Annotated in this window: 20 protein-coding genes; 12 read left to right on the forward strand and 8 right to left on the reverse strand. The window is 63.0% G+C overall.

Annotation, left to right across the window (positions count from 1 at the left end; all coding sequences use genetic code 11):
- Positions 1-28: 28 nt before the first annotated feature.
- A complete protein-coding gene (locus RG2_RS11435) occupies positions 29-1,429 on the reverse strand; it encodes a DUF349 domain-containing protein (protein ID WP_033234828.1) in 1,401 nt (466 codons plus the stop codon).
- A gap of 139 nt (positions 1,430-1,568) precedes the next feature.
- Between RG2_RS11435 and RG2_RS11440 the strand changes: the two genes are divergently transcribed.
- The 6 genes from RG2_RS11440 (at position 1,569) to RG2_RS11465 (ending at position 7,532) form a co-directional block, all read left to right on the forward strand.
- Complete coding sequence (locus RG2_RS11440; RefSeq protein WP_033234827.1) at positions 1,569-2,300, forward strand: class III extradiol dioxygenase subunit B-like domain-containing protein; 732 nt, start codon at positions 1,569-1,571, stop codon at positions 2,298-2,300.
- Positions 2,297-3,238 (forward strand): tRNA (adenosine(37)-N6)-dimethylallyltransferase MiaA, encoded by a 942-nt coding sequence (gene miaA / locus RG2_RS11445; protein ID WP_051730547.1) that lies wholly within the window; start codon positions 2,297-2,299, stop codon positions 3,236-3,238. The genes RG2_RS11440 and miaA overlap by 4 nt, the downstream gene beginning before the upstream one ends.
- Before the next feature lie 50 nt (positions 3,239-3,288).
- Positions 3,289-4,005 (forward strand): class F sortase, encoded by a 717-nt coding sequence (locus RG2_RS11450; RefSeq protein WP_230590169.1) that lies wholly within the window; start codon positions 3,289-3,291, stop codon positions 4,003-4,005.
- 31 nt (positions 4,006-4,036) lie between these two features.
- Positions 4,037-4,906: a diaminopimelate epimerase gene (gene dapF / locus RG2_RS11455; protein ID WP_033234994.1), complete on the forward strand. Its 870-nt coding sequence runs from the start codon at positions 4,037-4,039 to the stop codon at positions 4,904-4,906.
- Positions 4,907-4,972: 66 nt separating this feature from the next.
- Entirely contained in the window at positions 4,973-6,508 is a 1,536-nt protein-coding gene (gene hflX, locus RG2_RS11460) for a GTPase HflX (RefSeq protein ID WP_033234826.1), read from the forward strand.
- A 19-nt stretch (positions 6,509-6,527) separates the two neighbouring features.
- Positions 6,528-7,532, forward strand: a complete 1,005-nt coding sequence (locus tag RG2_RS11465; RefSeq protein WP_033234825.1) for a hypothetical protein — start codon at positions 6,528-6,530, stop codon at positions 7,530-7,532.
- 66 nt (positions 7,533-7,598) lie between these two features.
- Here RG2_RS11465 and RG2_RS11470 read toward each other — a convergent pair whose 3' ends face one another.
- From RG2_RS11470 to RG2_RS11485, 4 genes are read right to left on the reverse strand one after another with little or no spacing between them, the layout of a single operon-like run.
- Positions 7,599-7,856, reverse strand: a complete 258-nt coding sequence (locus RG2_RS11470; protein ID WP_033234824.1) for an HPr family phosphocarrier protein — start codon at positions 7,854-7,856, stop codon at positions 7,599-7,601.
- 36 nt (positions 7,857-7,892) lie between these two features.
- Positions 7,893-9,965, reverse strand: coding sequence for a PTS fructose transporter subunit IIABC (locus RG2_RS11475; RefSeq protein ID WP_033234823.1), 2,073 nt, complete (start codon positions 9,963-9,965; stop codon positions 7,893-7,895).
- Positions 9,966-9,983: 18 nt separating this feature from the next.
- Entirely contained in the window at positions 9,984-10,973 is a 990-nt protein-coding gene (gene pfkB / locus RG2_RS11480; protein WP_033234822.1) for a 1-phosphofructokinase, read from the reverse strand.
- Positions 10,970-11,737, reverse strand: coding sequence for a DeoR/GlpR family DNA-binding transcription regulator (locus RG2_RS11485; RefSeq protein ID WP_033234821.1), 768 nt, complete (start codon positions 11,735-11,737; stop codon positions 10,970-10,972). The genes pfkB and RG2_RS11485 overlap by 4 nt, the downstream gene beginning before the upstream one ends.
- Positions 11,738-11,942: 205 nt before the next feature.
- On the opposite strand from RG2_RS11485, the gene RG2_RS11490 reads away from it, so the two are divergent.
- From RG2_RS11490 to RG2_RS11500, 3 genes are all read left to right on the forward strand, one after another.
- Positions 11,943-13,616: a phosphoenolpyruvate--protein phosphotransferase gene (locus RG2_RS11490; RefSeq protein WP_033234820.1), complete on the forward strand. Its 1,674-nt coding sequence runs from the start codon at positions 11,943-11,945 to the stop codon at positions 13,614-13,616.
- 45 nt (positions 13,617-13,661) lie between these two features.
- Entirely contained in the window at positions 13,662-14,960 is a 1,299-nt protein-coding gene (locus RG2_RS11495; RefSeq protein WP_045067399.1) for a uracil-xanthine permease family protein, read from the forward strand.
- Positions 14,961-15,094: 134 nt separating this feature from the next.
- Positions 15,095-16,237 carry an acyl-CoA dehydrogenase family protein gene (locus tag RG2_RS11500; protein WP_033234819.1) on the forward strand — a complete coding sequence of 381 codons (1,143 nt, stop codon included), beginning with the start codon at positions 15,095-15,097 and terminating at the stop codon, positions 16,235-16,237.
- A 66-nt stretch (positions 16,238-16,303) separates the two neighbouring features.
- On the opposite strand, the gene lexA is transcribed toward RG2_RS11500, so the two are convergent.
- Positions 16,304-17,029, reverse strand: coding sequence for a transcriptional repressor LexA (gene lexA, locus RG2_RS11505; protein ID WP_033234818.1), 726 nt, complete (start codon positions 17,027-17,029; stop codon positions 16,304-16,306).
- Positions 17,030-17,410: 381 nt separating this feature from the next.
- Here lexA and RG2_RS11510 point away from each other — a divergent pair, with 381 nt between their 5' ends.
- Together RG2_RS11510 and nrdR are read left to right on the forward strand one after the other, a co-directional pair.
- On the forward strand, positions 17,411-18,034 hold the full coding sequence (locus tag RG2_RS11510; protein WP_051730546.1) for a LysM peptidoglycan-binding domain-containing protein: 624 nt from the start codon (positions 17,411-17,413) through the stop codon (positions 18,032-18,034).
- Between the two features lie 225 nt (positions 18,035-18,259).
- Complete coding sequence (gene nrdR / locus RG2_RS11515) at positions 18,260-18,745, forward strand: transcriptional regulator NrdR (RefSeq protein WP_033234817.1); 486 nt, start codon at positions 18,260-18,262, stop codon at positions 18,743-18,745.
- A 285-nt stretch (positions 18,746-19,030) separates the two neighbouring features.
- Here the strand turns inward: nrdR and hrpA are convergent, their stop codons facing one another.
- Complete coding sequence (hrpA, locus tag RG2_RS11520; protein WP_033234816.1) at positions 19,031-22,936, reverse strand: ATP-dependent RNA helicase HrpA; 3,906 nt, start codon at positions 22,934-22,936, stop codon at positions 19,031-19,033.
- Positions 22,937-23,032: 96 nt separating this feature from the next.
- Here hrpA and RG2_RS11525 point away from each other — a divergent pair, with 96 nt between their 5' ends.
- Positions 23,033-23,653 (forward strand): Pr6Pr family membrane protein, encoded by a 621-nt coding sequence (locus tag RG2_RS11525; RefSeq protein WP_033234815.1) that lies wholly within the window; start codon positions 23,033-23,035, stop codon positions 23,651-23,653.
- Between the two features lie 18 nt (positions 23,654-23,671).
- Here the strand turns inward: RG2_RS11525 and RG2_RS11530 are convergent, their stop codons facing one another.
- Positions 23,672-23,989, reverse strand: coding sequence for a DUF2322 family protein (locus RG2_RS11530; protein ID WP_033234814.1), 318 nt, complete (start codon positions 23,987-23,989; stop codon positions 23,672-23,674).
- Between the last annotated feature and the right edge of the window lie 82 nt (positions 23,990-24,071).

Genomic DNA, 24,071 nt, shown 5'->3' on the forward strand with positions numbered 1-24,071 from the left:
CTCAGTCGTTAACTGCGCCTTCGGCTGCTCAGTCGTTCACTGCGCCTTCGGCTGCGTCTGCCCACTCTTGCCACTGCTTGGCCTGAGCGCGCGCCTTCTCCGCATCCTTGGTCTTGCCGGCAGCTTCAGCCTTGGCGGCCTGCTCCTCGAACTGCGTGACCCGTTCCTTGAACTGGGCTACGCGGGCGAGGGCCTCCGGGTCGGTACGACGCCACTGTGCGTCGACGGCGTCACGGACCTTGCTCTCGAGAGCGCGAAGCCGCGCCTCGAGGTCCTGCATGCGATCACGCGGGACCTTGCCGATGGCGTCCCACTTTTCCTGCAGGTCACGCAGTGACGCGCGGGCACTGTCGAGGCCGTGCTCGGGATCGATGTTGGCGTGCGAGGCCAACAGCGCTTCCTTGGCTTTTGCGTTCTCCTCGAACTCTGCGTCACGTTCCGCGGCCGCGGCATTACGCGCTGCAAAGAAGACGTCCTGCGCGGTCTTGAACCGGTCCCACAGAGTGTCGTCAGCCTCGCGAGGGGCGCGGCCTGCGGCTTTCCACTCGGTCAGAAGATCGCGGAACTGCCCCGCTGTCGGTCCCCATTCGGTGGACGTCGACAGCTTTTCGGCGCGCTCGACCAATTCTTCCTTGGTGGAGCGGGCGCTGGCCCGGTCGCGGTCCAATTCAGCGAAGTGGGCGCCGCGTCGTCGATTGAAGGATTCGCGGGCCTTGGAGTACCTCTTCCACAGGGCGTCGTCGACCTTACGATCGATACCCCGGATGGTCTTCCACTCGTCGAGAATTTCGCGGAGACGATCGCCTGCGGTCTTCCACTGGGTGGATTGTGTACCGATCTGCTCAGCCTCGGCGGCAAGGGCTTCCTTGCGTGCAGTATTGGTTGCCCGCGACTGCTCCTTCTCCTCCTTGGCGTGAGCTGCGGCTTCGTCCGACCCGGCAACAATGTGATCGAGGCGTGTGGCAAGAGCGTCGAGATCGCCGATCACGGCTGCCGTGGGAAGCGTTTCCAGGAGCGCAACGGCTGCGGCCTTGGTTTTCTTCGCATCACCGGCACCCGAGGTCAGTCGCGCCTCGAGCAGAGTGACCTCGGTGGCGAGGTCGTCGTAGCGGCGACCGAAGTGGGCCAGCCCCTCGGCGGCGTCACCGGCCTGCCAGGATCCGATCTGGCGTTCTCCGTCGGCAGTCTTCACCCAGGCGGTGCCGTCTTCCTCGACGCGGCCGAACTTGCTCGGGTCGCTTGCCGGGGTAGTCGGTACTGCCGGCCGACTGGCAGCCGGTCCTGGCCGTGGCGCGCCTGGCCGCGGTCCACCTGGTTTCGGAGCGCCCGGTTTGGGCGTCGACGCGCTCGGCTTGGCAGCACCGGGGGTTGGTGTGCCGGGTGCCGAGCTGGTCTCTGTTCCGGTGGTGGGTTCGCTGTTCTCGGTCATCGGTCCTCGTCTCTGCCGCGCGTCACGGCTGCCTGATCGCATTCCTGGTTCCATTGAACCCGGTACTCACGTTCTACGACTATTGAATCAGGTAACAGGGTGTCAGGTTGTCACCTCGGGTTGGACTAGCGTGGCATCTGTGTTCACAGCTGCCGCACTGGTCCCGTCACCCCCACTTCTTGTTCCCCAATTGTCGGGCGACTCGGCTCCGGCCGGCGAGGTCAGGGCGGCTGTGCTCCAGGTAGTTCAGGAACTGGCAGCCACGGCGACGCGATGGATCGCCGTGGGCGCCGACACCGAGAAAGTCCTGGAAACGGCTGGAACAGCAGGCGTGGGACGGGGAGAAGTCGGGACCTTTGCCGGCTTCGGAGCTGACGTTCGCACCCGACTCGACGGCGATGCCCGCGGGCCGGTCAATCCGGAGCTGCCGTTGACTGCTCTGGTCGCGGGCTGGCTCCGCGAGCAGGCCGGGCCGGACGTGTCCGTCGATGTACACCTGATTTCAACTAACGCGTCGGTGGACGAATGCCGCACACTCGGCGCGCGGCTGCGTGAACTCCTGGACGCCGGAGACGAGCCGGTCGGCCTGCTGGTCCTCGCTGATGGAGCGTCGACCTTGACCCCCAAGGCGCCGGGCAGCTTCGACGAGCGAGCCGCGCCAGTTCAGGCAGTGATCGACGCTGCGCTCGAGCAGGGTGATCGGGCGGCGCTTCTGGACCTGGATCCTGCGCTGTGCGACGAGATAGGTGCGTCGGGCCGGGCCGCGTGGCAGGTCTTGGCGTCGGTCTTCACCGAGCAACCCGACGCGGTGGTGCACTACAGCAGTGCGCCGCTTGGCGTCGGCTATCACGTCGGGATGTGGCGCCGGTGAGCAAAACCGCGGATTCTAAAGCTGGAAATTGTCGACCCATCGCCGTGGTCGGTCCGACGGCTGCGGGCAAGTCCGATCTTGCGCTCGATCTGGCGCAGGAGTTCGGCGGCGAGATCATCAACATCGACGCGATGCAGCTCTATCGCGGCATGGATATCGGAACTGCAAAACTTCCACCCGGTGAACGTCGGGGGATTCCGCATCACCTGCTCGACGTGCTCGATGTCACCGAGACGGCCACTGTGGCGCGGTACCAACATGACGCCATGACAATCGCGGAGCGGCTGATGGCGGAGGGCAAAGTACCCGTCATCGTCGGTGGTTCCATGATGTACGTGCAGTCACTTCTCGACGAGTGGGCCTTCCCGGCTACGGACCCTGTTGTGCGTGCGCGGTGGGAGGCTGTTCTTGCCGACGAGGGGATTGCGGCGGTGCATGCCGCGCTGGTGGCGGCGGATCCCACCGCGGCTGCGTCGATCCTTCCGACCGACGGTCGCCGCATGGTGCGGGCGCTGGAGGTGGTGGAGTTGACCGGTCAGCCCTTCGCGGCATCAGCTCCGCAGATCGGTGAACCTCGTTGGGGCACAAGGATATTAGGTGTCGATCGGGAGACGGAACGGTTGGATGCGCGTATTCGACTGCGTACGGAGTTGATGTTCGACACCGGATTGGTCGGTGAGGTCGAGGCGTTGATCGAGCAGGGTCTTCGCGACGGCGTGACCGCGCCGCGAGCGATCGGCTATGCACAGGTGCTGGCGCATCTCGACGGTGAGTACAACCTCGCTGAGGCGCTCGAACGTACCTTCATCGGGACTCGACGATACGTTCGGCGTCAGCGGTCGTGGTTCCGTCGCGATCCGCGAGTGCACTGGCTCGACGGCGGCGCTGACGATTTGCTGGACGCCGCGCGCGCAGCTGCTGTGGGGGAAATGCGCTAGTTGCACGGACCGGTGTGTAACGAATCCCCGAATTCAGCTATCTTACAGTTATGGCAATCGGTCATGGCGACCAGCTGACGAAGGGTGAAGAGAACATGGTGCAGACGGCGGCGCACGCTCGAACGCCCCGCAGGCGCAAGACAACTCTGCCCTTGGTTCTTCTCCTCGTCGTGTTTCTCGCAGCGGGTGCCATCCTTGTCTACCTGGCTGTCAGTGCCGCGGGAAAACCGATCAGCGCACCATTGCCCGATGCTCCGTTCGAGGTCGGAACAGCGCCGGACCCCGGCATGATCTGGGCTGCGGCACCGACCGATCTGCCTCCGAACACACTCGCGATCCCGGACCTCGACGTGCGGGCCGACATCGTGACCAGTGGTCTGGGCGCCAATCGCGGCATGATCCTTCCGCACCCCGACAAGGTCTCGCACTTCCTCAACGACGTACATTTCGGTGAGCCGGACGGCACCAATCTTGTTGCCGGGCACGTCGACGACGGCGACCGCACCCACGGCGCGCTCTGGCCGTTGCACCAGATCAAACCGGGAACGCCGATCTACGCCACCGACGACGCGGGCACCATGTACACGTACACCGCGGCGAGTCTGAAGCTCTACGAGAAGGTGGCGTTGCCGGCCGAGTTCTTCGAGGACGCGGGTGCACCGAGGCTGGTTCTGGTTACCTGCGGCGGCCCGACGGTTCCTGATCCGTCGATGCCCTCCGGATTCACTTATGAGCACAACCTGGTGGTCACGGCCTCGCCGGCGTAAGGGTCCGGTAGGTCCGGATAGGATGGCGCTCATGGATTTCAGCAAGGGTCACGGCACTCAGAACGACTTTGTCGTGCTTCCCGATCTCGATGTCGCGATCGATCTCGAGCCGGCGCGCGTCGCCGCGCTCTGTGACCGTCGTCAGGGATTGGGCGCCGACGGGATTCTGCGTGTCGCGCGGGCCGGTGCACTCGCCGATGCCGGTGTCCTGACCGAGATTCCGACGGGAATTGCCGCCGACGACTGGTTCATGGACTACCGCAACGGCGACGGCTCGATCGCCGAGATGTGTGGCAACGGTGTTCGGGTGTTCGCGCATTACCTGACTGCCTCCGGCCTCGAGAACCGTCGCGAGTTCGTGGTCGGCAGCCGGGCCGGAGCGAGGCCGGTGGTAGTTCACGCCACAGGCGCCACCGCGGGTGATGTGACCGTAGGCATGGGAACCGTCACCGAGCTGGGGACCAGCAGCGCCAGCATCGAAGGCAGGGCCTTCACCGGGCTGGGAATCGATGTCGGCAATCCGCACCTGGCCTGCGTCGAGAAGGATCTGCACGCCGAGCAGTTGGCGGCCCTCGATCTGTCCATCGCACCGGCATTCGATCCGGCGTTCTTCCCGCATGGCGTGAACGTTGAATTCGTGACGCCACTCGAAGACGGCGGCGTCAGCATGCGGGTGTACGAGCGCGGTGTCGGCGAGACTCGCTCGTGTGGCACCGGAACTGTTGCCGCAGCCGCTGCGGCGCTGCGCCACGACGGTCGCAGCGACGGCACCGTCACCGTCAAGGTTCTCGGCGGCGCGGTTCAGGTTGCGATCGACAAGGGTGTTGCCGAGCTTCGCGGACCGTCGGTTCTGCTCGCAGCCGGATCGATCAGCGATGACTGGTGGCGATCACTTGCGTGAGCTGCGTATGCCGTGCGCGAAAAGCGGATGCGCCGCTGTGAGGTTTCGTGGGAACATGGATCTTGTATGACGAAATCACATGACAATCAAGAATCCACTGCAGACGAGTCTGCAGAATCGTTTGCTGCCGACTCAGGTGCCGACTCTTCACCGGCAGGCGAGCAGGCCGAGTACACAGCTGACGAGTCCGACTACGCAGCGTCTTCCGGTTCCGGAACGCCGTCGGTTGGTGAAATGCAGCTTTCCGAGCGTGGTGCATTGCGCCGCGTTGCGGGACTGTCCACCGAGTTGGAAGACGTCACCGAGGTCGAGTACCGCCAGTTGCGCCTCGAGCGTGTTGTCCTGGTCGGTGTCTGGACCCAGGGAACTGCTGAGCAGGCAGAGTCCAGCATGGCCGAGTTGGCTGCACTGGCGGACACGGCCGGTTCAGAGGTTCTGGACAGCTTGGTACAGCGCCGCGACAAACCCGATACGGCTACGTACATCGGTTCCGGCAAGGCCCAGGAACTACGTGAAATCGTGCTCTCGACCGGCGCCGACACGGTCGTCTGCGACGGTGAATTGACACCTGCGCAGCTCACCGCGCTGGAGAAGATCGTCAAGGTCAAGGTCATCGACCGCACCGCCCTGATTCTCGATATCTTTGCTCAGCACGCCACGTCCCGCGAAGGTAAAGCTCAGGTCGCTTTCGCTCAGATGGAGTACATGCTTCCTCGCCTGCGTGGTTGGGGCGAGTCGATGTCGCGCCAGGCTGGTGGCCGTGCCGGCAGCAACGGCGGTGTGGGCCTGCGTGGTCCCGGTGAGACCAAGATCGAAACCGACCGTCGACGCATTCGTGAGCGCATGGCAAAACTGCGGCGCGAGATCAAGGCCATGAAGGCGGCCCGCGACACCAAGCGGACGCGTCGATTGCGCAGTGACATCCCCGCTGTTGCCATCGTCGGCTACACCAACGCCGGTAAGTCGAGCTTGCTCAATTCGCTCACCGGGGCAGGCGTACTGGTGGAAAACGCACTGTTCGCCACCCTGGATCCGACTACTCGTCGGGCGTCGCTCGAAGACGGCCGCGAGTACGTACTGACCGACACCGTCGGTTTTGTTCGGCACCTTCCTACCCAGTTGATCGAGGCATTCCGCTCGACCCTGGAAGAGGTTGCCGACGCGAATCTGCTGATGCACGTCGTGGACGGTTCCGATGCATTGCCCACCGAACAGATCAAAGCCGTTCGGGAAGTGATCACGGACGTTCTGCGCGAGACCAATTCGCCTGCGCCTCCGGAGTTGATCGTGGTGAACAAGATCGACGCCGCAGATCCGGTGACGCTCACGCAATTGCGTGCGTTGCTTCCCGGCGCCGTGTTCGTCTCCGCCAAGACGGGCGAGGGAATTGCGGAACTGCGAGCCCACCTTGCCGAGGTTCTGGTACGCCCCGACGTGGAAGTCGACGTTCTGGTTCCGTACCACCGCGGCGATCTGATGGCCAAGATCCATTCCGACGGAACAATTCTGGAGTCGGCTCACGAGGAATCGGGAACCCGGGTTCACGCGCGCGTTCCACAGATGTTGGCGTCGGCTCTGGTCGAGTACGCACCGAGTGCGTAGTTGGTCGAGTACGCACCGAGTGCGTAGTTCGCGCCTCGCGACTGTCGCCGCCACCGGTGCGCTGGTGGTCCTGCTGTCCGGAAGTGCTGGAGCGCAATCGAATACACCCGTCCCGGAGACGGGTGTATTCGAGCCACTCTGCACACCGACCGATCCCGGACTCGAGGAACTCTCCGGCATGGTGGCCGTCGGCGACCGGATCTACGCCATCGGGGACAGTGGGAACGACGAAGTTGTCCTTGAACTGAACACCGATTGTGTTGTGCGAAACCGGATTCCCGTGCCGATCGACCCGTACGACATCGAGGATCTCGCGTGGTACGACGGATCGCTGATTCTCGCGGACATCGGCGACAACCTCAGGACCCGCGAGACCGTTGCGTTCATCACGCTCGACCCCGCGTCGGGTAGCGCGTCGTTGCATCGCGCGACCTACCCAGACGGACCGCACGACGCCGAAGCAGTGCTGGTCGATCGAAGTGGCCGCGTATTCGTCGTCACGAAGGAACTTTTCGGAACGAGCAGTATCTACACACCAGCGCAGGGCCAGAGTATTTCCGCGCTGGCCGAACCCGGGCCGACACCGCTGACGCGAGTCGGAACACTCAGCACAGGGGACGGGACTGCCGCTTCGATGTTCACCGGCGGCGCGGTGTCGGCAGACAGTTCGGTGGTGGCGCTGCGGAATTATTCGGATGTCTATCTCTACCGGGTCGGCGAGAAGGGGATAGGCGCCGCACTCACCGAGGGGCAGCCGCTACGCATCCCGACGCCGTATCAACCTCAAGGTGAGTCCGTCACGTTCACGGAAGCCGGCGATCTGGTGATCGGTTCCGAGTCGAAGGGCGGAGCGCTCCCGCCTCTGTACGTCTTGCGCGGCGCAGTCGAGATGGCACTGGTGTCGCAAAACGGAGAGTCAGCGGGCGAAGAGTCGAGCAACGCAGCGGTGTGGGGCATTGCCGGCGGTGTTGTTGTGATCGCCATCGGCGGTGGTTTGCTCGTCCGCTTCCGAAGGCACAGATAGAAACACAGCAGATAGAAACACCAAAGCCGGACACTCATACGAGCGTCCGGCTCTGGTGACGGATATTCAGGCGTCGAGATCGGCAGCAACCAACTCGGCAACCTTCTCGAGGGCGTCGATGTCGTCGGATTCGATGGTGACTTCGGCACCCTTGGCGGCGCCGAGCGTCATGATCATCAGCGCCGAGCCTGCGTCCACGGGTTCTTCGCCGGCAACGGCGAGAGTCACGGTGGCTCCGGAGGCGCCCACCGCTTCGGCGATGAGGGCAGCGGGGCGCGCGTGGAGGCCAACTGCGGAACCTACGGCAACTGTCTTACTTGGCATGAGAACTCCTCAGGGTGGTGGTGGGTGTGATGTCGATCATGCCGCAGCGGGCACGATTTCGGGGTCCAACTCGGCGTCTGTCGGGCCACTGCGGATGAACTGTTTTGCGCCGATGACCGCCAGCGCAGCTACGACGGTTCCGGCGGCGAGAGAAACCAGGAACCAGCCGATTCCGCCGACTGCGAAGAATACGAAGATTCCGCCGTGCGGAGCGCTCAGTGTGACGTCGAATGCCATGATCAGACCGCCGGTGATGGCGCCGCCGGCCATCATCGAGGGAATGACACGCAACGGGTCGGCAGCGGCAAAGGGGATGGCGCCTTCGGAGATGAAGGCAGCGCCGAGCAACCAGGCAGCTTTTCCGTTTTCACGTTCTGCTTCACTGAACAACTGGGGGCGCAGGACGGTGGATGCAAGTGCCATTGCGAGCGGCGGGACCATGCCGGCCGCCATGACGGCGGCCATGATGCGCAGCGATGCGGGGTCGTCGACGTTCAGACCGGCTACGGCGAAGGCGTAAGCAGCTTTGTTGACCGGTCCGCCCAGGTCGAAGCACATCATCAGGCCGAGGATGATGCCGAGGAAGATGGCGGAGCTACCCGAGAGTCCGTTGAGCCAGTCGGTGAGTCCGGTGGTGATCGCGGCCAAGGGGCGGCCGAGGACCAGGAACATCAGCGCGCCGACGATCATGGTGGCGAACAGCGGAATGATCACGACGGGCATCAATCCGCGGAGCCACTGCGGTACGGAGATCCGGCCGATGTACAGCGCGACCACACCGGCGATCAGACCGCCGACGAGGCCGCCGATGAATCCGGCACCGACAAAGACGGCTACCGCGCCGGCCGTGAAACCGGGGGCGATACCTGGCCTGTCGGCGATCGCAAAGGCTATGTAACCCGCGAGCGCCGGCACGAGGAAGCTGAAGGCCAGCGAACCGATCTGGAAGAGTACGGCGCCGAGGTAGGTGGCGAGGCCGCCGTCAGGCAGGTTTGTCAGTGAGTTGTTGAGAACGATGTCCCCGGCGGGACCGGAGATTTCGTAACCGCCGAGGAGGAAGCCGAGTGCGATGAGCAACCCACCGGCGGCGACAAACGGAATCATGTAGCTGACACCGGTCAGAAGGACCTGCCGCAGGTGCGTGCCGAACCCGACGTCGCCGGTCTCGCCGTCATCCGCGCCGGCAGCGGCAGTCCCGTCCACCGTTGCCGCTGAGGGATTGTCAGCGGCGCGGAGTGCTTCGGCCAGCATCTTGTCCGGTTCGTTGATCGCCCGTTTCACTCCGGACGCCACGACGGGTTTACCGGCGAACCGCTCGCGGCCCTTCACCCCGACATCGGTGGCAAAGATGACGGCCGCGGCACTTGCGATCAGCGACGGAGAGAGCGGTGTGCTGCCGCTCGAACCCTGTGTTTCCACGTGGACCGCGACACCGGCGCGTTCACCGGCGGCGACGAGGGAATCGGCGGCCATGTAGGTGTGAGCGATGCCGGTGGGGCAGGCCGTGACGGCAACGACGTGACGCTCGGCAGCGGCAGGCGCGGCCGGTTCCGGCGGCGTCGACTCGGCTGAGTGTTTCGCTGTGGAAACAGCGGCAGCTGCCGGCTCTGGAGTAGACGGCTTTGCCGGTGCCGGATTGAGCACCTCGTCGACCAACCGCACGATCTCATCCGGCGTCGGGGCTTCCCGAAGGGATGTGACAAATGCGGGTCGCACCAGGGCGCGAGCCAGCGACGACAGGAGCTTCATGTGTTCTGCGCCGGCGCCCTCGGGGGCGGCGATCAGGAACACCAGGTCGGCAGGACCGTCCGGGGCTCCGAAGTCGACCTTCGGATCGAGGCGCGCAAACCCCAGCGACGCCGACGTCACGGCCTCGGCGCGGCAATGCGGGATCGCGATTCCGCCGGGTAGGCCGGTGGCGGACTGCGCTTCGCGGGCCAGGGCGGCGTCGACCAGACCGTCGGCGTTGTCGGCGCGTCCCGCCGCGGTCAGTCGCGCGGCCAGCGCACGGATGACGTCCTCTTTCGAGGCGCCGAGATTGGTGTCGAGTGAGATCAGTTCTGGGCTGATGATCGGGGAGCCGGAACTGCGTGCGGTGGGTTCGGACATGTCGATTTCCTTACGGCGTCAGGCGAGTTCGGTGGGCAGGGCGGGTGCGGATGTGGCAGACGAGATCGTGACGCCTGCAAGATCGACTTGATCTGGAGTCGGGAGGGTAGTGCCGGGGAGGGAGGCGGCAGCGCTTCCGTAGGCGACAGCGTGGCGAAGGCATTCCCCTGGATCAGCCCCGGCGGTCGCGGCGAGGATGTATCCGGCAAGTGAGGAATCGCCCGCGCCGACGGTACTGACCGCGACGATCGGGGGAGCGGTGGCAATCCAGGTGCCTTCGGCGGTGACCAATACGGCTCCCGCTGCTCCGAGAGTTGCGAGCACCGCGCCGACACCGCGTTCGACCAGAAGAGTGGCCGCAGCGATCGCCGGCCCCGGATCGCCTTCTTGTGCAGCATTTTCCAGGGCATTGCCGTCGACGCCGGTGAGTTGCGCCAACTCCTCGCCGTTGGGCTTGAGGAGATCCGGCGCCGTGAGCGGAAAGTTCTCGGCAAGAGCGGACAGTGGCGCGTCGGAGGTGTCGACCGCGACCTTGCAGGGGTGATCGCGCAGTGCCGCAACAAGTTCGCCGTACCAGCCGGGATCGACGCCAGGTGGAATGGAACCGGACAGCACAATCCAGCTGGCTACATCTGCTCGTGAAACGAGTTCGCGTGCCAGGTTGTCGAGTGTTGTGCCGGAGAGGGCCGCGCCAGGTTCGTTGATCTTTGTTGTGGTTCCGTCCGGTTCGGCGACGGTGATGTTGGTGCGAGCGAGGCCCTCGGTTGCGACGCCGAGGTGGGGGATTGCGCCATCTGCAAGTGTGCTGAGAAGCGGGTCGCCCGGGTTTCCGGGAAGAATCGCGAGAACCTCGAGTTTCGCCGCGCTCAGGACGCGTGCCACGTTCACCCCCTTGCCGCCCGGATCGCTGCGCGTGGAGTGGGCTCGCAGGACTGAGCCACGCTGGAGTGGTTGCTCCAGTTGCACCGTTCGGTCGATGCTCGGGTTGGCTGTCAGGGTGACGATCATGCGATGACTACCTCGATTCCCTGGTCGTGGAACTCGGACGTGTCGGTCGGGGTGATGTCCTCGTCGGTGATGAGGACGTCAATGCTGCTCAACGGCGCGAAGCTGATGAGATGCTCGCGGCCCACCTTGCTTGAATCTGCCAGTACCACTACGTGATTGGCGGCCTTGACCAGTGCTCGTTTGACTGCTGCCTCCTCGCTGTCCGGGGTGGACAGTCCGTGTCCGAGGCTGATGGCATTGGTGCCGATGAAGGCGACATCGACACGCAAGGTGCCGAGCAGTCGTAGTGCGTCCTCGCCGACCGCTGCTTGGGTGACTCCGCGAACCCGGCCGCCGACGAGGATGAGCGATACCGAGTTCATCGACGCGAGTCGCGCTCCGATCGGAACGGAATTGGTGATCGCAGTGAAGTCGAGATCGGTCGGAATTTCGGTGATCATCCGACCGGTGGTGGTGCCGGCGTCGAAGAGTGCGCTACCGCCGTTCGGCGGCAGGTACGACAGCGCACAACGGGCGATGCGGTCTTTCTGTTCTGCGCGGGTTTGATCACGTTCTGCCATGCCGGGTTCGGTGGCGTGCAGTGAGGCGGTGGGTACTGCGCCGCCGTGGACGCGTCGTACCTGCCCGATTCGTTCGAGGAAGGCCAGATCGCGTCTGACGGTTTCGGTGGTGACGCCGAAGGTCTCGGACAGTGCCGCCACGGACATGCGTCCTCGCTGCGACACCATCGTGCCTATCGCTTGTTGGCGTTCTTCCGCGTACACAGTCTCTCCGTTGCTGGTGCCGGTCGTGATTCGCGGGTGCGGTGCGAGTCACAGTCAATGTTGCTTTATGTTGTTTTACGCCCGAGTGTGTTGACATGTCAAGAGTTGCGAGTAATCTTCGTCACAACAAAGCTGAACAGGAAGTCGGCGCGGCGTGGGACCTACGGTTGGTGGCCAGTCGGGCAAATCGTTTCTAGGAGGACCGATGACCGAACAGATCGATATCGCGAGTGTGCATGGAACACCGGTTGTTCCCGGAGTCGCTTACGGCCCGGCAATCTGGCCTTCCCGGCGCCCCGAGTTGATCGCAGAAGCCCCACCGCTGGACGAGTCGGTTCGGGCAGCCGCCCAGGACGATTTCATCGCCGCGGCCAAGACGGTGGAAGGGCGACTGCTTGCCAGGGCGGCCTCTGCGACCGGCGCTGCCGCTGAGGTGCTCACCGCCAATGCGGCTATGGCAGCTGACCGGGGCTGGATCGGAATAGCGCAAAAATCTATCGCTGCCGGGGTGCCTCCGGTTCAGGCCACCATCGCAGCGACCGAACAGTTCGTGACGATGTTCACGAAACTCGGCGGGGTGATGGCAGAGCGTGTGACGGACCTCAAGGACATTCGCGATCGGGTGATCGCCGAGCTGTCCGGACTGCCGGAACCCGGAATTCCCGCCCCCGAGACGCCGTCCGTTCTGTGCGCCGACGATCTTGCGCCGGCTGACACGGCTGGTCTCGACGCGACCAAGATCATCGGGCTCGTCACGGTTCTTGGTGGTCCCACCAGCCACACCGCGATCATCGCGCGCCAACTGGGGATTCCGTGCATCGTCGCCGTCAAGGATCTCGAGACGGTGCAAGCCGGTACTCCCGTACTGATCGACGGGACCACCGGAGAGGTGATCAGCAATCCCGATGCAGACAAGGCAAAGGCGCTGGTCGAGCAGTCCAGACTCGAGCGTGAGCGGGTCAGCACCTGGGTGGGTCCAGGGCGCACAGCCGACGGCCGGCCCGTCGACGTACTGGCCAATGTCCAGGACGGCGCGGGTGCCCGGGCGGCAGCGCTCACTGCTGCCGACGGTATCGGACTGTTTCGGACCGAACTGTGTTTCCTCGGGCGTGAGACGGAGCCGACGGTCGACGAGCAGGCCGCAATCTACACCGAAGTTCTGGAAGCGTTTGCGGGCAAGAAGATCATCGTCCGCACCCTCGATGCCGGGTCGGACAAGCCATTGAAGTTCGCCAATCATCAGGAGGAGGCGAATCCCGCTCTCGGTGTTCGAGGCGTCCGAATTGCCTGGCAGGACATGGGAATTCTCGATCGGCAACTCGACGCGATCGCCGCTGCAGCAGCTCGTACGGGCTCGTCGCCGTGGGTCATGGCGCCGATGATCGCGACCCCGGCGGAAGCTAAACGCTTTGCCGAGGCCGTCCGAGTCCGTGGCCTCGTTCCCGGCGTCATGGTCGAGGTCCCGGCTGCGGCTTTGCTTGCTGATCAGATCCTCGAGCACGTCGAGTTTCTCTCCATCGGCACCAACGACTTGGCTCAGTACACGATGGCCGCCGATCGGATGTCGTCCGAACTCGCGGAGCTCACCGATCCGTGGCAACCGGCGGTGCTCGCATTGGTTGCTCGTACCGCGCAGGCCGGTCAGGCAGTCGGCAAGCGCGTCGGTGTGTGCGGAGAGGCGGCGGCGGACCCGTTGTTGGCGTGCGTTCTTGCCGGACTCGGTGTTTCGTCACTCTCGTGTGCTGCCGCGTCCGTTGCGGGCGTCGGCGCCAAGGTCGGTTCCGTCACCATGGAGCAGTGTGTCGCTGCGGCTGCCGCAGTACTTGCCACTGGCGATCCGGCGTCGGCACGAAAGGCTGCTGCACTCGCCCTGAGTTGAACCGAATGAGGTCGCAGTACCAGCACTGACCTAGTATTTCGGGCTGTGACTAAACGAGAAACGACGACCGGGGCCAGCGGAATCGGTTGGACTGTCCACGGTGACGGTAAACGAATTGCCGACGGCGCCGTGGTGCGCCCGGACGAACGGCTCAGTTGGCCCCGAACCGTCGGCATCGGGATGCAGCATGTCATCGCGATGTTCGGTGCGACACTGCTCGTGCCGACGATTACCGGCTTTCCGGTCACGACCACTTTGCTGTTCTCGGGTATCGGTACCGCGCTGTTCTTGATCATCACCAAGGGACGGATTCCGAGTTACCTCGGTTCGTCGTTTGCGTTCATCGCGCCGCTGACCGCGTCGGCTGGGTCCGGCCCGGCCGCGCAGCTCGGTGCGGTCATGGCGGTCGGTATCGTGCTGATGCTCATCGGTGTAGCCGTGCGCGTGATCGGCGGACGGGTGATCGACGCGGTCATGCCCCCTGTGGTGACCGGTGCTGTCGTGGCGTTGATCGGTCTGAACCTGGCGCCGACCGCAGCCGCGTCGTATCAGTCGCAGCCCCTGATCGCGACAGTGACGTTGTTCTCGATTCTTCTGGTCACCGTGGTCGGACCGGGCTTGCTCGGCCGGCTCGGAATCCTGGTCGGCGTCGTGATCGGCTGGGTTTTTGCCGCAATCTACGGCGGCCTCGACAGCGAGCGTGTTACTGCACTGCGCGAGGCCGATTGGTTCGGTGTCCCGAGCCTGCACGGCCCGTCGTTCGACTGGTCGGTCATCGTATTGGCGCTGCCTGTCGTGATCGTTCTGGTGGCCGAGAACGTCGGACACGTCAAGGCTGTGTCGGCGATGACCGGAAAGTCGTTGGACGACCTGGCCGGAAACGCACTCTTTGCCGACGGCCTCGCAACTACGTTGGCCGGCGCGGGCGGAGGATCGGGTACTACGACGTATGCCGAGAACATCGGCGTGATGGCGGCTACCCGCGTCTACTCGACTGCGGCGTACTGGGTCGCGGCGGCCACGGCGGTCGTCCTGGCTTTCTCGCCCAAGTTCGGCGCGCTGGTGTTCACGGTTCCCAACGGCGTCATCGGTGGCGCGACCATGGTGCTGTACGGCCTCATCGGCATTCTCGGTGTTCGGATCTGGATGGAAGCGAAGGTCGATTTCACCGATCCGGTGAATCTCACCGTGGCCGCTGCCGCACTGGTCGCCGGTATCGGCAACCTGACACTCACCATCGGCTCGGTGGAACTCGGCGGCATCGCCTGGGGCTCGATCGGCATCCTCGTCGCCTACCCTGTCATGCGCTATCTAGCTAAATTCCGTACTTCGAGTAACAGGTAACCGGTACAGTCACGAATCGTGATCGTTCGAGTCATCGACGCGTGCTCGCAGGAGTTCTACCGTCAGAACGACAGTCAGGTGGGACGAGTGGACATCCGTTCGCCCCGTGATGCATCGAAGCAGTAGGAGCTGGCGTGGAACGTACCCTGTTCGAACCGGAGCATGACCTTTTCCGGGAGTCCTTCCAGAAGTTCTTGGCACAGCATGTTGCACCCTTCCACGATCAGTGGGAGGAGCAGAACATCGTCGATCGTGGCGTGTGGGTCGAAGCCGGAAAGCAGGGCTTTCTGGGAATGGCCGTTCCCGAGGAATTCGGTGGCGGCGGTGTAAAGGACTTCCGCTACAACGCGATCATCACCGAGGAAGCCACCAAGGGTGGGTACAGCGGGCTCGGCTTCACCCTTCACAACGACGTTGTGGCGCCGTACCTACTCGATCTGTGCAACGACGAACAGAAGCAGCGCTGGCTACCGGGATTTGCATCGGGCGAGCTGATCTCCGCGATCGCGATGACCGAACCCGGCACGGGCAGTGACCTGCAGGGCATCAAGACCAAGGCAGTTCGCGACGGTGACCACTGGATCCTCAACGGGTCCAAGACGTTTATCACCAACGGCATCAACGCCGATCTCGTCATCGTGGTGGCATGTACCGATCCAGACAAGGGCGCACAAGGCTTCAGCCTCTTTGTGGTCGAGCGCGACATGCCGGGCTTCGATCGCGGACGCAACCTCGACAAGATCGGCATGAAGGCACAGGACACCGCCGAACTCAGCTTCACCGACGTTCGGGTTCCCGCTGCCAACTTGCTCGGTGAAGAGGGAATGGGCTTCCTCTACCTGATGAAGAACCTTCCGCAAGAACGTCTTTCCATCGCAGTGGTAGCTGCCGCGGCCATGGAATCCGTTCTCGAGAAGACCATCCAGTACTGCCGAGACCGCAAGGCATTCGGCAAGTCGATCGGCAGCTTCCAGAACACCCGATTCGTGCTGGCCGAATTGGCGACGGAGACCACCGCCGTCCGTGTTCTCGTCGACAAGTTCATCGAGCAGCTCAACGCCGAGAAACTGACGGTTCAGGAAGCCGCAATGGCCAAGTGGTGGACCACCGAGGCCCAGGTCAAGCTGATCGACCGTTGCCTCCAGCTTCACGGCGGCTACGGATACATGAAGGAATACCCGGTTGCCAAGGCGTACATGGATTCCCGCGTGCAGACCATTTACGGCGGCACGACTGAAATCATGAAGGAAATCATCGGACGGTCCCTGAACCTCTGATCGAAGCAGCGACAACTATGGCCCCGGCATCAGCCGGGGCCATAGTTGGTTTTTGATCTGTACGCGTCAGATCTTGCGCATCACGGTGACTACCTTGCCGAGAATGACGGCGTTGTTACCGGAGATGGGTTCGAACAGGGGATTGTGCGGCATCAGCCACACGTCCTTCTTGACCCGCTTGAATGTCTTGACCGTCGCCTCGCCGTCGATCATCGCAGCAACGATGTCGCCGTTCTCGGCGACATTCTGCTGACGCACGACTACCCAGTCACCGTCGCAGATCGCAGCTTCGACCATGGATTCACCGACAACCTTGAGCATGAACAGCGATCCCTGCCCGACCAATTCGCGGGGGAGCGGGAACACGTCTTCGACGGCTTCTTCCGCAAGAATCGGCCCGCCGGCAGCGATGCGACCGAGGACCGGCACAAATGCAGGCTCAGGAAGCGGATCGCCCGCGGCGCTACGAATCTCCGACGCATGCCTCGTCACCGAAGCGATAGCGGTGTCGGCGGCAACCTCGTCCAGTCCTCGGACATCCACCGCTCGAGGGCGATTGGGGTCGCGGCGAATGAAGCCCTTGCGCTCGAGTGTGCGGAGTTGATGCGCGACCGACGACGTCGACGTCAGTCCCACCGCATCGCCGATCTCCCGGATGCTGGGCGGGTATCCACGCTCGCTCACCGAATCCCGGATCACTTCGAGAACGCGGCGCTGCCGCTGGGTGAGAGCTTCGGCTGACGTCGCGGCAACGCCTGCCGTTGCGGCACTTGTGGAGCGATCGTCCTTCATGGCGTTGAGCCTTCCGTGTTTGCGGTGATTGCTTGTCTGCGGTGATTGCTTGTGGACGAGCGGTGGATATCAGGATTATCGGAGGTGCTGTGACTTATTCGGTCGAACTTTGTTGTCTCGGTCGAGCTTTGTTGTCGGTGGTGCGTGGTTCTCTGTGCGTACATGTCGCCCCGGGAGTCCCAGTTCGGAATTCCCATTGTGTGACCTGACACGAATCTAGTCGCATTTGCTCGCGGTTTCAAACATCTGTTCGACCTGTGTCGCTCGAATAGAAGACTTTGTCAGTCAGACGTGGTAGAAATTCGAACATGCGTTCCATCGAACGCAGGTTCGAACCGCAAACGAGTTCGAATGAGCCGGTGTAGATCCGCGGAGGTCAAGATGGGCAACGCAGCACTGAAGTACGACGCAGCTTTCGAGTACGACCCAGCTTCTGATCAGGCTCTTCCGGATCCTCGGGTGGCGCCGAAGTACCACGCGTCGTTCTACGATGCCGCGCCATACGACGAGGCCGTCGGGGCGATGGCTTACCGCGTCCGCCGCGAGACGCCGGAATTCCGCGGACGTCGTGACTCCGTTCGTGAGCCGGTTGGTGATCGCCGATTCGATCGAGATTCGGATTCTTCACGGCCACATAGCGGAAACTTCGAACACCGCAATCGAGTGGGAGTGTCGCGGGCGCCTCATATTGTCCATGTCGATCGTGTCGGTTCCGACGGGGTTGGTTGGCGGAGCATGGCCACGGGAGTGCTGTTGACGGCCGTGGCGGTGCTCGGTTTGGTAGGGCTCGCGGCTGTGTCCACAAGTGGTGCTTCGGATCCGGTCGGTGCTACCTCCGTTGTGCGCGTCGCAGCGGGTGAATCGTTGAGCGACATCGCAGCCGATATTGCTCCCGGTCAATCGGTGGGGGTCGTCATCGAGCGGATCATGGATCTCAATGCAATGAATGATTCCAGGCTGAAGGTAGGCCAGACGCTGATTGTTCCTGCCGCGCAGGGGCGTTGATGTAAGCGCAGTGCAAGTCGAGGTCTCGGAGTGCGCGGGTGATCGGCACTCGATGGCCGGAGAAGGACCGAGCATGCGTTCGGGTGGTGTCGAACGAGTAAGCTGTGAGCTTGACAGTCACACCACCTCGGGTGGTCGCGCATCTGCTCTGTGGATCCTCCGAAGATTTGCAGTTGGTGGGAATCTTCAATTGCGGCCATTCCTGGCAACGAAGAAGGAACCGCGATGCATTGCCCGTTCTGCCGGCACCCTGACTCCCGAGTGGTCGACTCGCGTGAGGCGGATGAAGGTCAGGCAATTCGCCGTCGTCGTTCGTGTCCCGAATGTGGTCGTCGCTTCACGACTGTCGAGACAGCGGTGCTGTCAGTTGTCAAGCGCAGTGGTGTCACCGAGCCCTTCAGCCGCGAGAAAGTCGTGAAGGGTGTGCGCCGCGCGTGCCAGGGTCGTCATGTCGACAACGATTCGTTGAATTTATTGGCTCAGCAGGTCGAGGATGCCGTGCGTGCTTCCGGTTCGGCCGAGATTCCGAGCAACGAAGTGGGATTGGCGATCTTGGACCCCTTACGCAACCTCGACGAGGTGGCATATCTCCGGTTTGCGTCGGTCTACAAATCCTTCAGCTCCGCAGAAGATTTCGAGCGAGAAATTACCGATATGCGTCATCGCGTGGATGCCAAGGCGTCCGGTGAAGAAGCTGTCGCCGTCGACTGAGTCACGTCGAGGGATCGTCCTTAGATAACGCTCCGAGAACAAATAGGGCTTTTGCCCCTATTTCTCGGCGACAGACGCCTACGCTCGACGAGTACGTTCAGCGGTCCGAGTCGGAATCGCAGCATTCGGGCCGAAAGTCCGCATCTGTCGTTACGGAGGCGTTATGCCCTTGAACGGAATTCTCGCAGTAGTCAACAGCCTGGTCACGTTAGGTCTGGCCAACACTGTCGCAACAATTGGTGGCTCGGTCGCCAATGTGAACATTGTGCAGTGAACCCCTGACGGTCAGCGTTTGATCGCCTCGATTGCTTTGAGTACCCGCTTCTCCGAGACTGGAGTTGGGGTTCCCAGAGACTGTGCGAACAGTCCCACCCGAAGTTCCTCGATCATCCACGAGATGGCGTCGACATCTTTGGCGGTACGACGCTCTTCCGGCAGCGAATTCAGCAATCTGTCGTACGCGGCGTACACCCGATCGAGAACGTCCATGGCTTGGTGGTCGCGATGAGCGCTGGCAGGAAGCGCTTCGAGCCGGAATGTCGCGGCCGCCAGGTACCGGGGTAGCTCGCGTAGTCTCGCCGAACCCAATTCTGCGACAAAGCCGGGGAAGAGGAGCGATTTCAGTTGCTCGCGAACGTCTTCGGCGGCTTCTCCGCGCGATCGCTGGAGGACGACATTCAAGCGGTGTGATTGTTCGAGGATCGGAACGATCATGCGCAGTATCGCGGACACGCGCCCGGCCAACTCCGATCGGGCTGCTTTGACGAGTGCCTCGAAAGCCTCCGGTGTCCGTACCGGTCCACCTTTGGCAGCGATGATCTCGTTGGCTGCGGCTACACGGCAGTCCTCGACCAACGCTTCCAGGCTTCCGTCCGGATTCTGTCCCAGCATGAGTCGGTGTGTATTCGACAGCCCTGATGTGACTGCCTTGAGTTGGGTTGGCACCGCCGCGAGAAGAAGAGCCCGAGTGCCCTCGCGCATCGCCTGTGCCTGCGCTGCAGGGGTACTGAGAACCCGTACTGCCACACCGCCGTTTTCCGGCACCAGCGCCGGGTATCCGGTGACCTGCTGGCCGCCGATGCTCCTGGTGATGGTCGGCTCCAGTGCGCCCAGCGTCTCGGAGGTCCACACCGTCGAGGCTGCCCGCTCGGTACCGGTCGCTGCTTTGGCAACTTCCTTCTGAACTCGCGGGGCGAGTGTGCGTCGTAGCTGAGCCAGATCCTTGCCCTTGGCCAGAACTTTTCCGGATTCGTCCTCGACCACAAACGTCATTCGAAGGTGATCAGGAAGGGCGCTCGGATCAAAATCCTTCGCGTCGATGTGCGTTGCGCCCAGACGCGACAGCTCGCGCGCCATTGCCGTGAGCAGTGGTTCGGATCGTGGTTTCACGGAAGCCAGTGCTGCGCTTGCATAGTCAGGCGCCGGAACAACCTGCCGCCGGATGGTCTTGGGCAGCGTCTTGATCAATGCCGACACCAATTCGACACGCATGCCCGGTACCAGCCAGTCGAACCCGACGGGTTGGAGTTGTGCGAGGAGACCGACGGGAATGTGCGCGGTGACGCCGTCGTCGTCCTTGCCTGGTTCGAATTGATAGGTCAGTGGCAACAGCATGTCGCCCTGACGCCAGGCATCGGGGTATTCGCCGCCCAGAACCGTTGCGGCATCGGAATTCACGACGGTTTCGGGCGTGAACGTCAACAGGTTCGGGTCTTGCCGGCGTGCTGTCTTCCACCACTTGTCGAAGTGTCGCGCGGACACAGCTTCGGCGCCGACGCGTGAGTCGTAGAACTCGTAGAGCGTCTCGTCGTCGACCAGGATGTCGCGTCGGCGGGCCCGGTTCTCGAGTTCTTCGACGTTGTCGAGCAGTGCGCGATTTTCGTGGAAGAACTTGTGCTGTGTAGTCCATTCGCCCTGCACCAGCGCATGGCGAATGAACAATTCGCGCGAGGTTTCCGGATCGATTGACGAGTAGGTGACAGCGCGTCCGGTGACCAGGGGTACGCCGTAGAGCGTCACGCGCTCGTACGCCATGGCCGAACCACGCTTGGAGGACCAATGCGGCTCGGAGTAGGTCCGTTTGACCAGGTGTGGTGCCAGTTTTTCGGCCCATTCCGGTTCGATGCGCGCGGACATGCGGGCCCAGAGCCTGGTTGTCTCCACCAGTTCGGCGGCCATTACCCAGCGGGGTGGCTTCTTGAACAGGCCCGAGCCGGGGAAGATCGCAAAACGGCTTCCGCGAGCACCGAGGTAGTCGCGCTTTTCGCCTTCGCGAAGTCCGATGTGGGAGAGCAGGCCGGCCAGCAAGGATTGGTGGACCGAATTCTCGGATGCGGGAAGTTCGTTGACCGACCAGCCGAGTCCGCGAGTGATCTGACGCAACTGCCCGTGCAGATCCTGCCATTCGCGGATGCGTAGCCAATGCAGGAACTCGTTGCGGCACATCTTGCGGAATTGGCTCGAGGACAGATCGTTTCGCTGCTCGCGGAGGTAGTCCCACAACTTCAGATAGGCGAGGAAGTCGGAGTTCTCCACCGTGAAGCGGGCGTGCTTCTCGTCGGCGGCCTGCTGGAACTCGGCGGGCCGCTCTCGTACGTCCTGAATGGACAGTGCAGCGACGATGACGAGCGTCTCGTGCAGCGCTCCGTTTGTCTTGGCTTCCACCAACATTCGAGCCATGCGAGGGTCGACGGGAATCTGCGCCAGTTCGCGGCCGATCGGAGTCAGTTCCGGATGCGACGCGTCGGATCCTCGTGCGATAGCGCCCAGTTCTTCGAGTAGTCCGATGCCGTCTTTGATGGCTCGCGAATCCGGGGGCTCCACAAACGGGAATGCGGCAATATCGCCGAGACCCAGCGCCGTCATCTGCAGGATCACAGACGCGAGGTTGGTGCGCAGGATCTCCGGTTCGGTGAACGCCGGCCGGGCTTCGAAGTCCTCTTCGGAATACAGCCGGATGCAGATACCCTCGGCGACACGGCCACAGCGACCGGACCGCTGACGCGCTGATGCCTGGGAAATCGGTTCGATCGGCAGCCTTTGCACCTTGGTGCGGACGGAATATCGCGAGATGCGCGCTGTTCCGGGATCGACGACGTAGCGAATGCCGGGAACCGTCAGAGATGTTTCGGCGACGTTGGTGGCCAGGACAACTCGTCGGCCGGTGTGCGGAGAGAACACTTTGTGCTGTTCGGCTGCCGACAGGCGTGCATACAGTGGAACGATTTCGGTGTTGCGAAGCCTGCGGTCGCGCAATGCATCTGCGGTGTCACGAATCTCGCGTTCACCAGACAGGAAGACGAGGATGTCACCCTCGCCCTCTGCGCTGAGTTCGTCAACAGCTTCGCAGACGGCGTCGACCGGATCTCGGTCGTAGCTGATATCTCCGGATTCGACAGTCAATGGGCGGTAACGCATTTCCACCGGGAAGGTTCGCCCGGACACCTCGACGATCGGCGCGGGCTTCCCGTCGACGGCAAAGTGCTGAGCGAACCGCTCGGGGTCGATGGTCGCCGAGGTGATGATGACCTTGAGGTCGGGTCGGCGGGGGAGTAGCTGCGCCAGATACCCGAGGATGAAGTCGATGTTGAGGCTGCGTTCGTGAGCCTCGTCGATGATGAGAGTGTCGTAGCGGCGCAACATCTTGTCGCGCTGAATCTCCGCAAGCAGAATGCCGTCGGTCATCAACTTCACGTACGTGCGGTCGGAAACTTGATCGGTGAATCGCACTGTGTAGCCCACGGCGTCGCCGAGTTCGGTGTCGAGTTCTTCGGCTATTCGCTCGGCGACCGTTCGCGCGGCAAGGCGCCGGGGCTGAGTATGGCCGATCAGTCCGCGAACTCCGCGTCCCAGTTCGAGGCAGATCTTCGGGATCTGAGTGGTCTTGCCAGAACCTGTCTCGCCGGCGACGATCACCACCTGGTTTTCGGAAATCGCGCGGGCAATGTCGTCTTTGCGTTGACTGACCGGCAGTGCCTCGGGGTAGGACACTGCGGGCACGTTCGCCGCGCGTTCGGCCAGCCGGATGCGCGCGGATTCGATCTCCTGGGCCAGTGTTGCCAGGTTCTCCGGCGTGCGGGCGCGGTCGAGTTTGCGCCGCAGACGGTTCTCGTCACGGAATGAGACTTCGGACAGGGCGCGTTTCAGGTCGCTTCGTCGTGGTGAGAGCGGGGCCGGTGGTGTTGTAGACATGCTGACGGACAGCTTATCGAACGCCGGGAAATCTCACTCCCGCAGCGTGCGTTGTGACACGATCGGGCAGTGACGACATTTGCGACATCCACTCCGATGGCGGTACGCATTCTCCGCCTTGCGTTTGCGGTCTACGGGCTGACCGCCTTGTTATGGATCCCGCTACGCAACGCCGAGGGATTCTCCCTGGTGAACTATCTCAGCTATTTCACTATCGAGAGCAATATCGCCGCAGCCGTCGTACTGATTGTCGGAGGGCTGCGGGATCCGCAGTCGCGCACCTGGCAGACAGTTCGAGGCGCCGTGACGCTCTACATGGTGATCACGGGCATCGTCTACGCGGTGCTGCTCTCGGATGTCGATGTGACGCTGAACGACACCTGGATCAATGTCGCCCTGCATCAAGTACTGCCGTTGGTGATGCTTGCCGACTGGGTGTTTTCGCCCTCGCGCCACCGCATCTCCGAAGGGTCGGCCTTGACGTGGCTCGCCTTTCCCGCCCTGTATGCCGTGTATTCGCTGGTTCGCGGAGCGATCGTCGACTGGTACCCGTATCCCTTCCTCGATCCGCGAGCCCACGGTTACGTAGCCCTGGTGATCGGGCTTGTTGTGCTTGCCGTGGCAATGGCGCTGATGGCGCTGGCGGTGAACGCCGTCGGCAAGCTAGGGGCGCGGTGGCGGTACGGCGACGCCGACCGGGACTCTGTCGCGATGTGAGATGTGGACCGCGGGCTGCTACTCCGCCGGAACTTCCTGCAGCCCGAGAGTGTTGCCGCTGGCAAGAACCTGATCGAGACGGTCGATGTTGGGGTGCTTGCCGCGGTTCGCGCGGGCATCGTCTGTGTGCTCGGCAAAAATCGCCAGCGCAGCCGTTGCGGCCTCAGGAGTGATTGCGCCGTAGACCTGGGCGAGGTGGTTGTAGACCTTGACCGAACCAGATTTGCCCGGCTTGTTCTCCACGGTGTCGATGACGGTGCCGTCGGTGTCGAGCACGTTGATGGCGGCGAGGTGATCGATCGAGGGGAGGGCAGCAAGATTCTCGGCAAAAGTCATGGTGATGAGATTACGTGCCCAGGGCGGCGATCCCCACGCAGGGCAGCATCACGCGGGAGACGATTTGTGGTGTCGATATAGT

Origin of the sequence: Rhodococcus globerulus NBRC 14531 (genome assembly GCF_001894805.1) — a bacterium.
GTDB lineage: Bacteria > Actinomycetota > Actinomycetes > Mycobacteriales > Mycobacteriaceae > Rhodococcus_F > Rhodococcus_F globerula.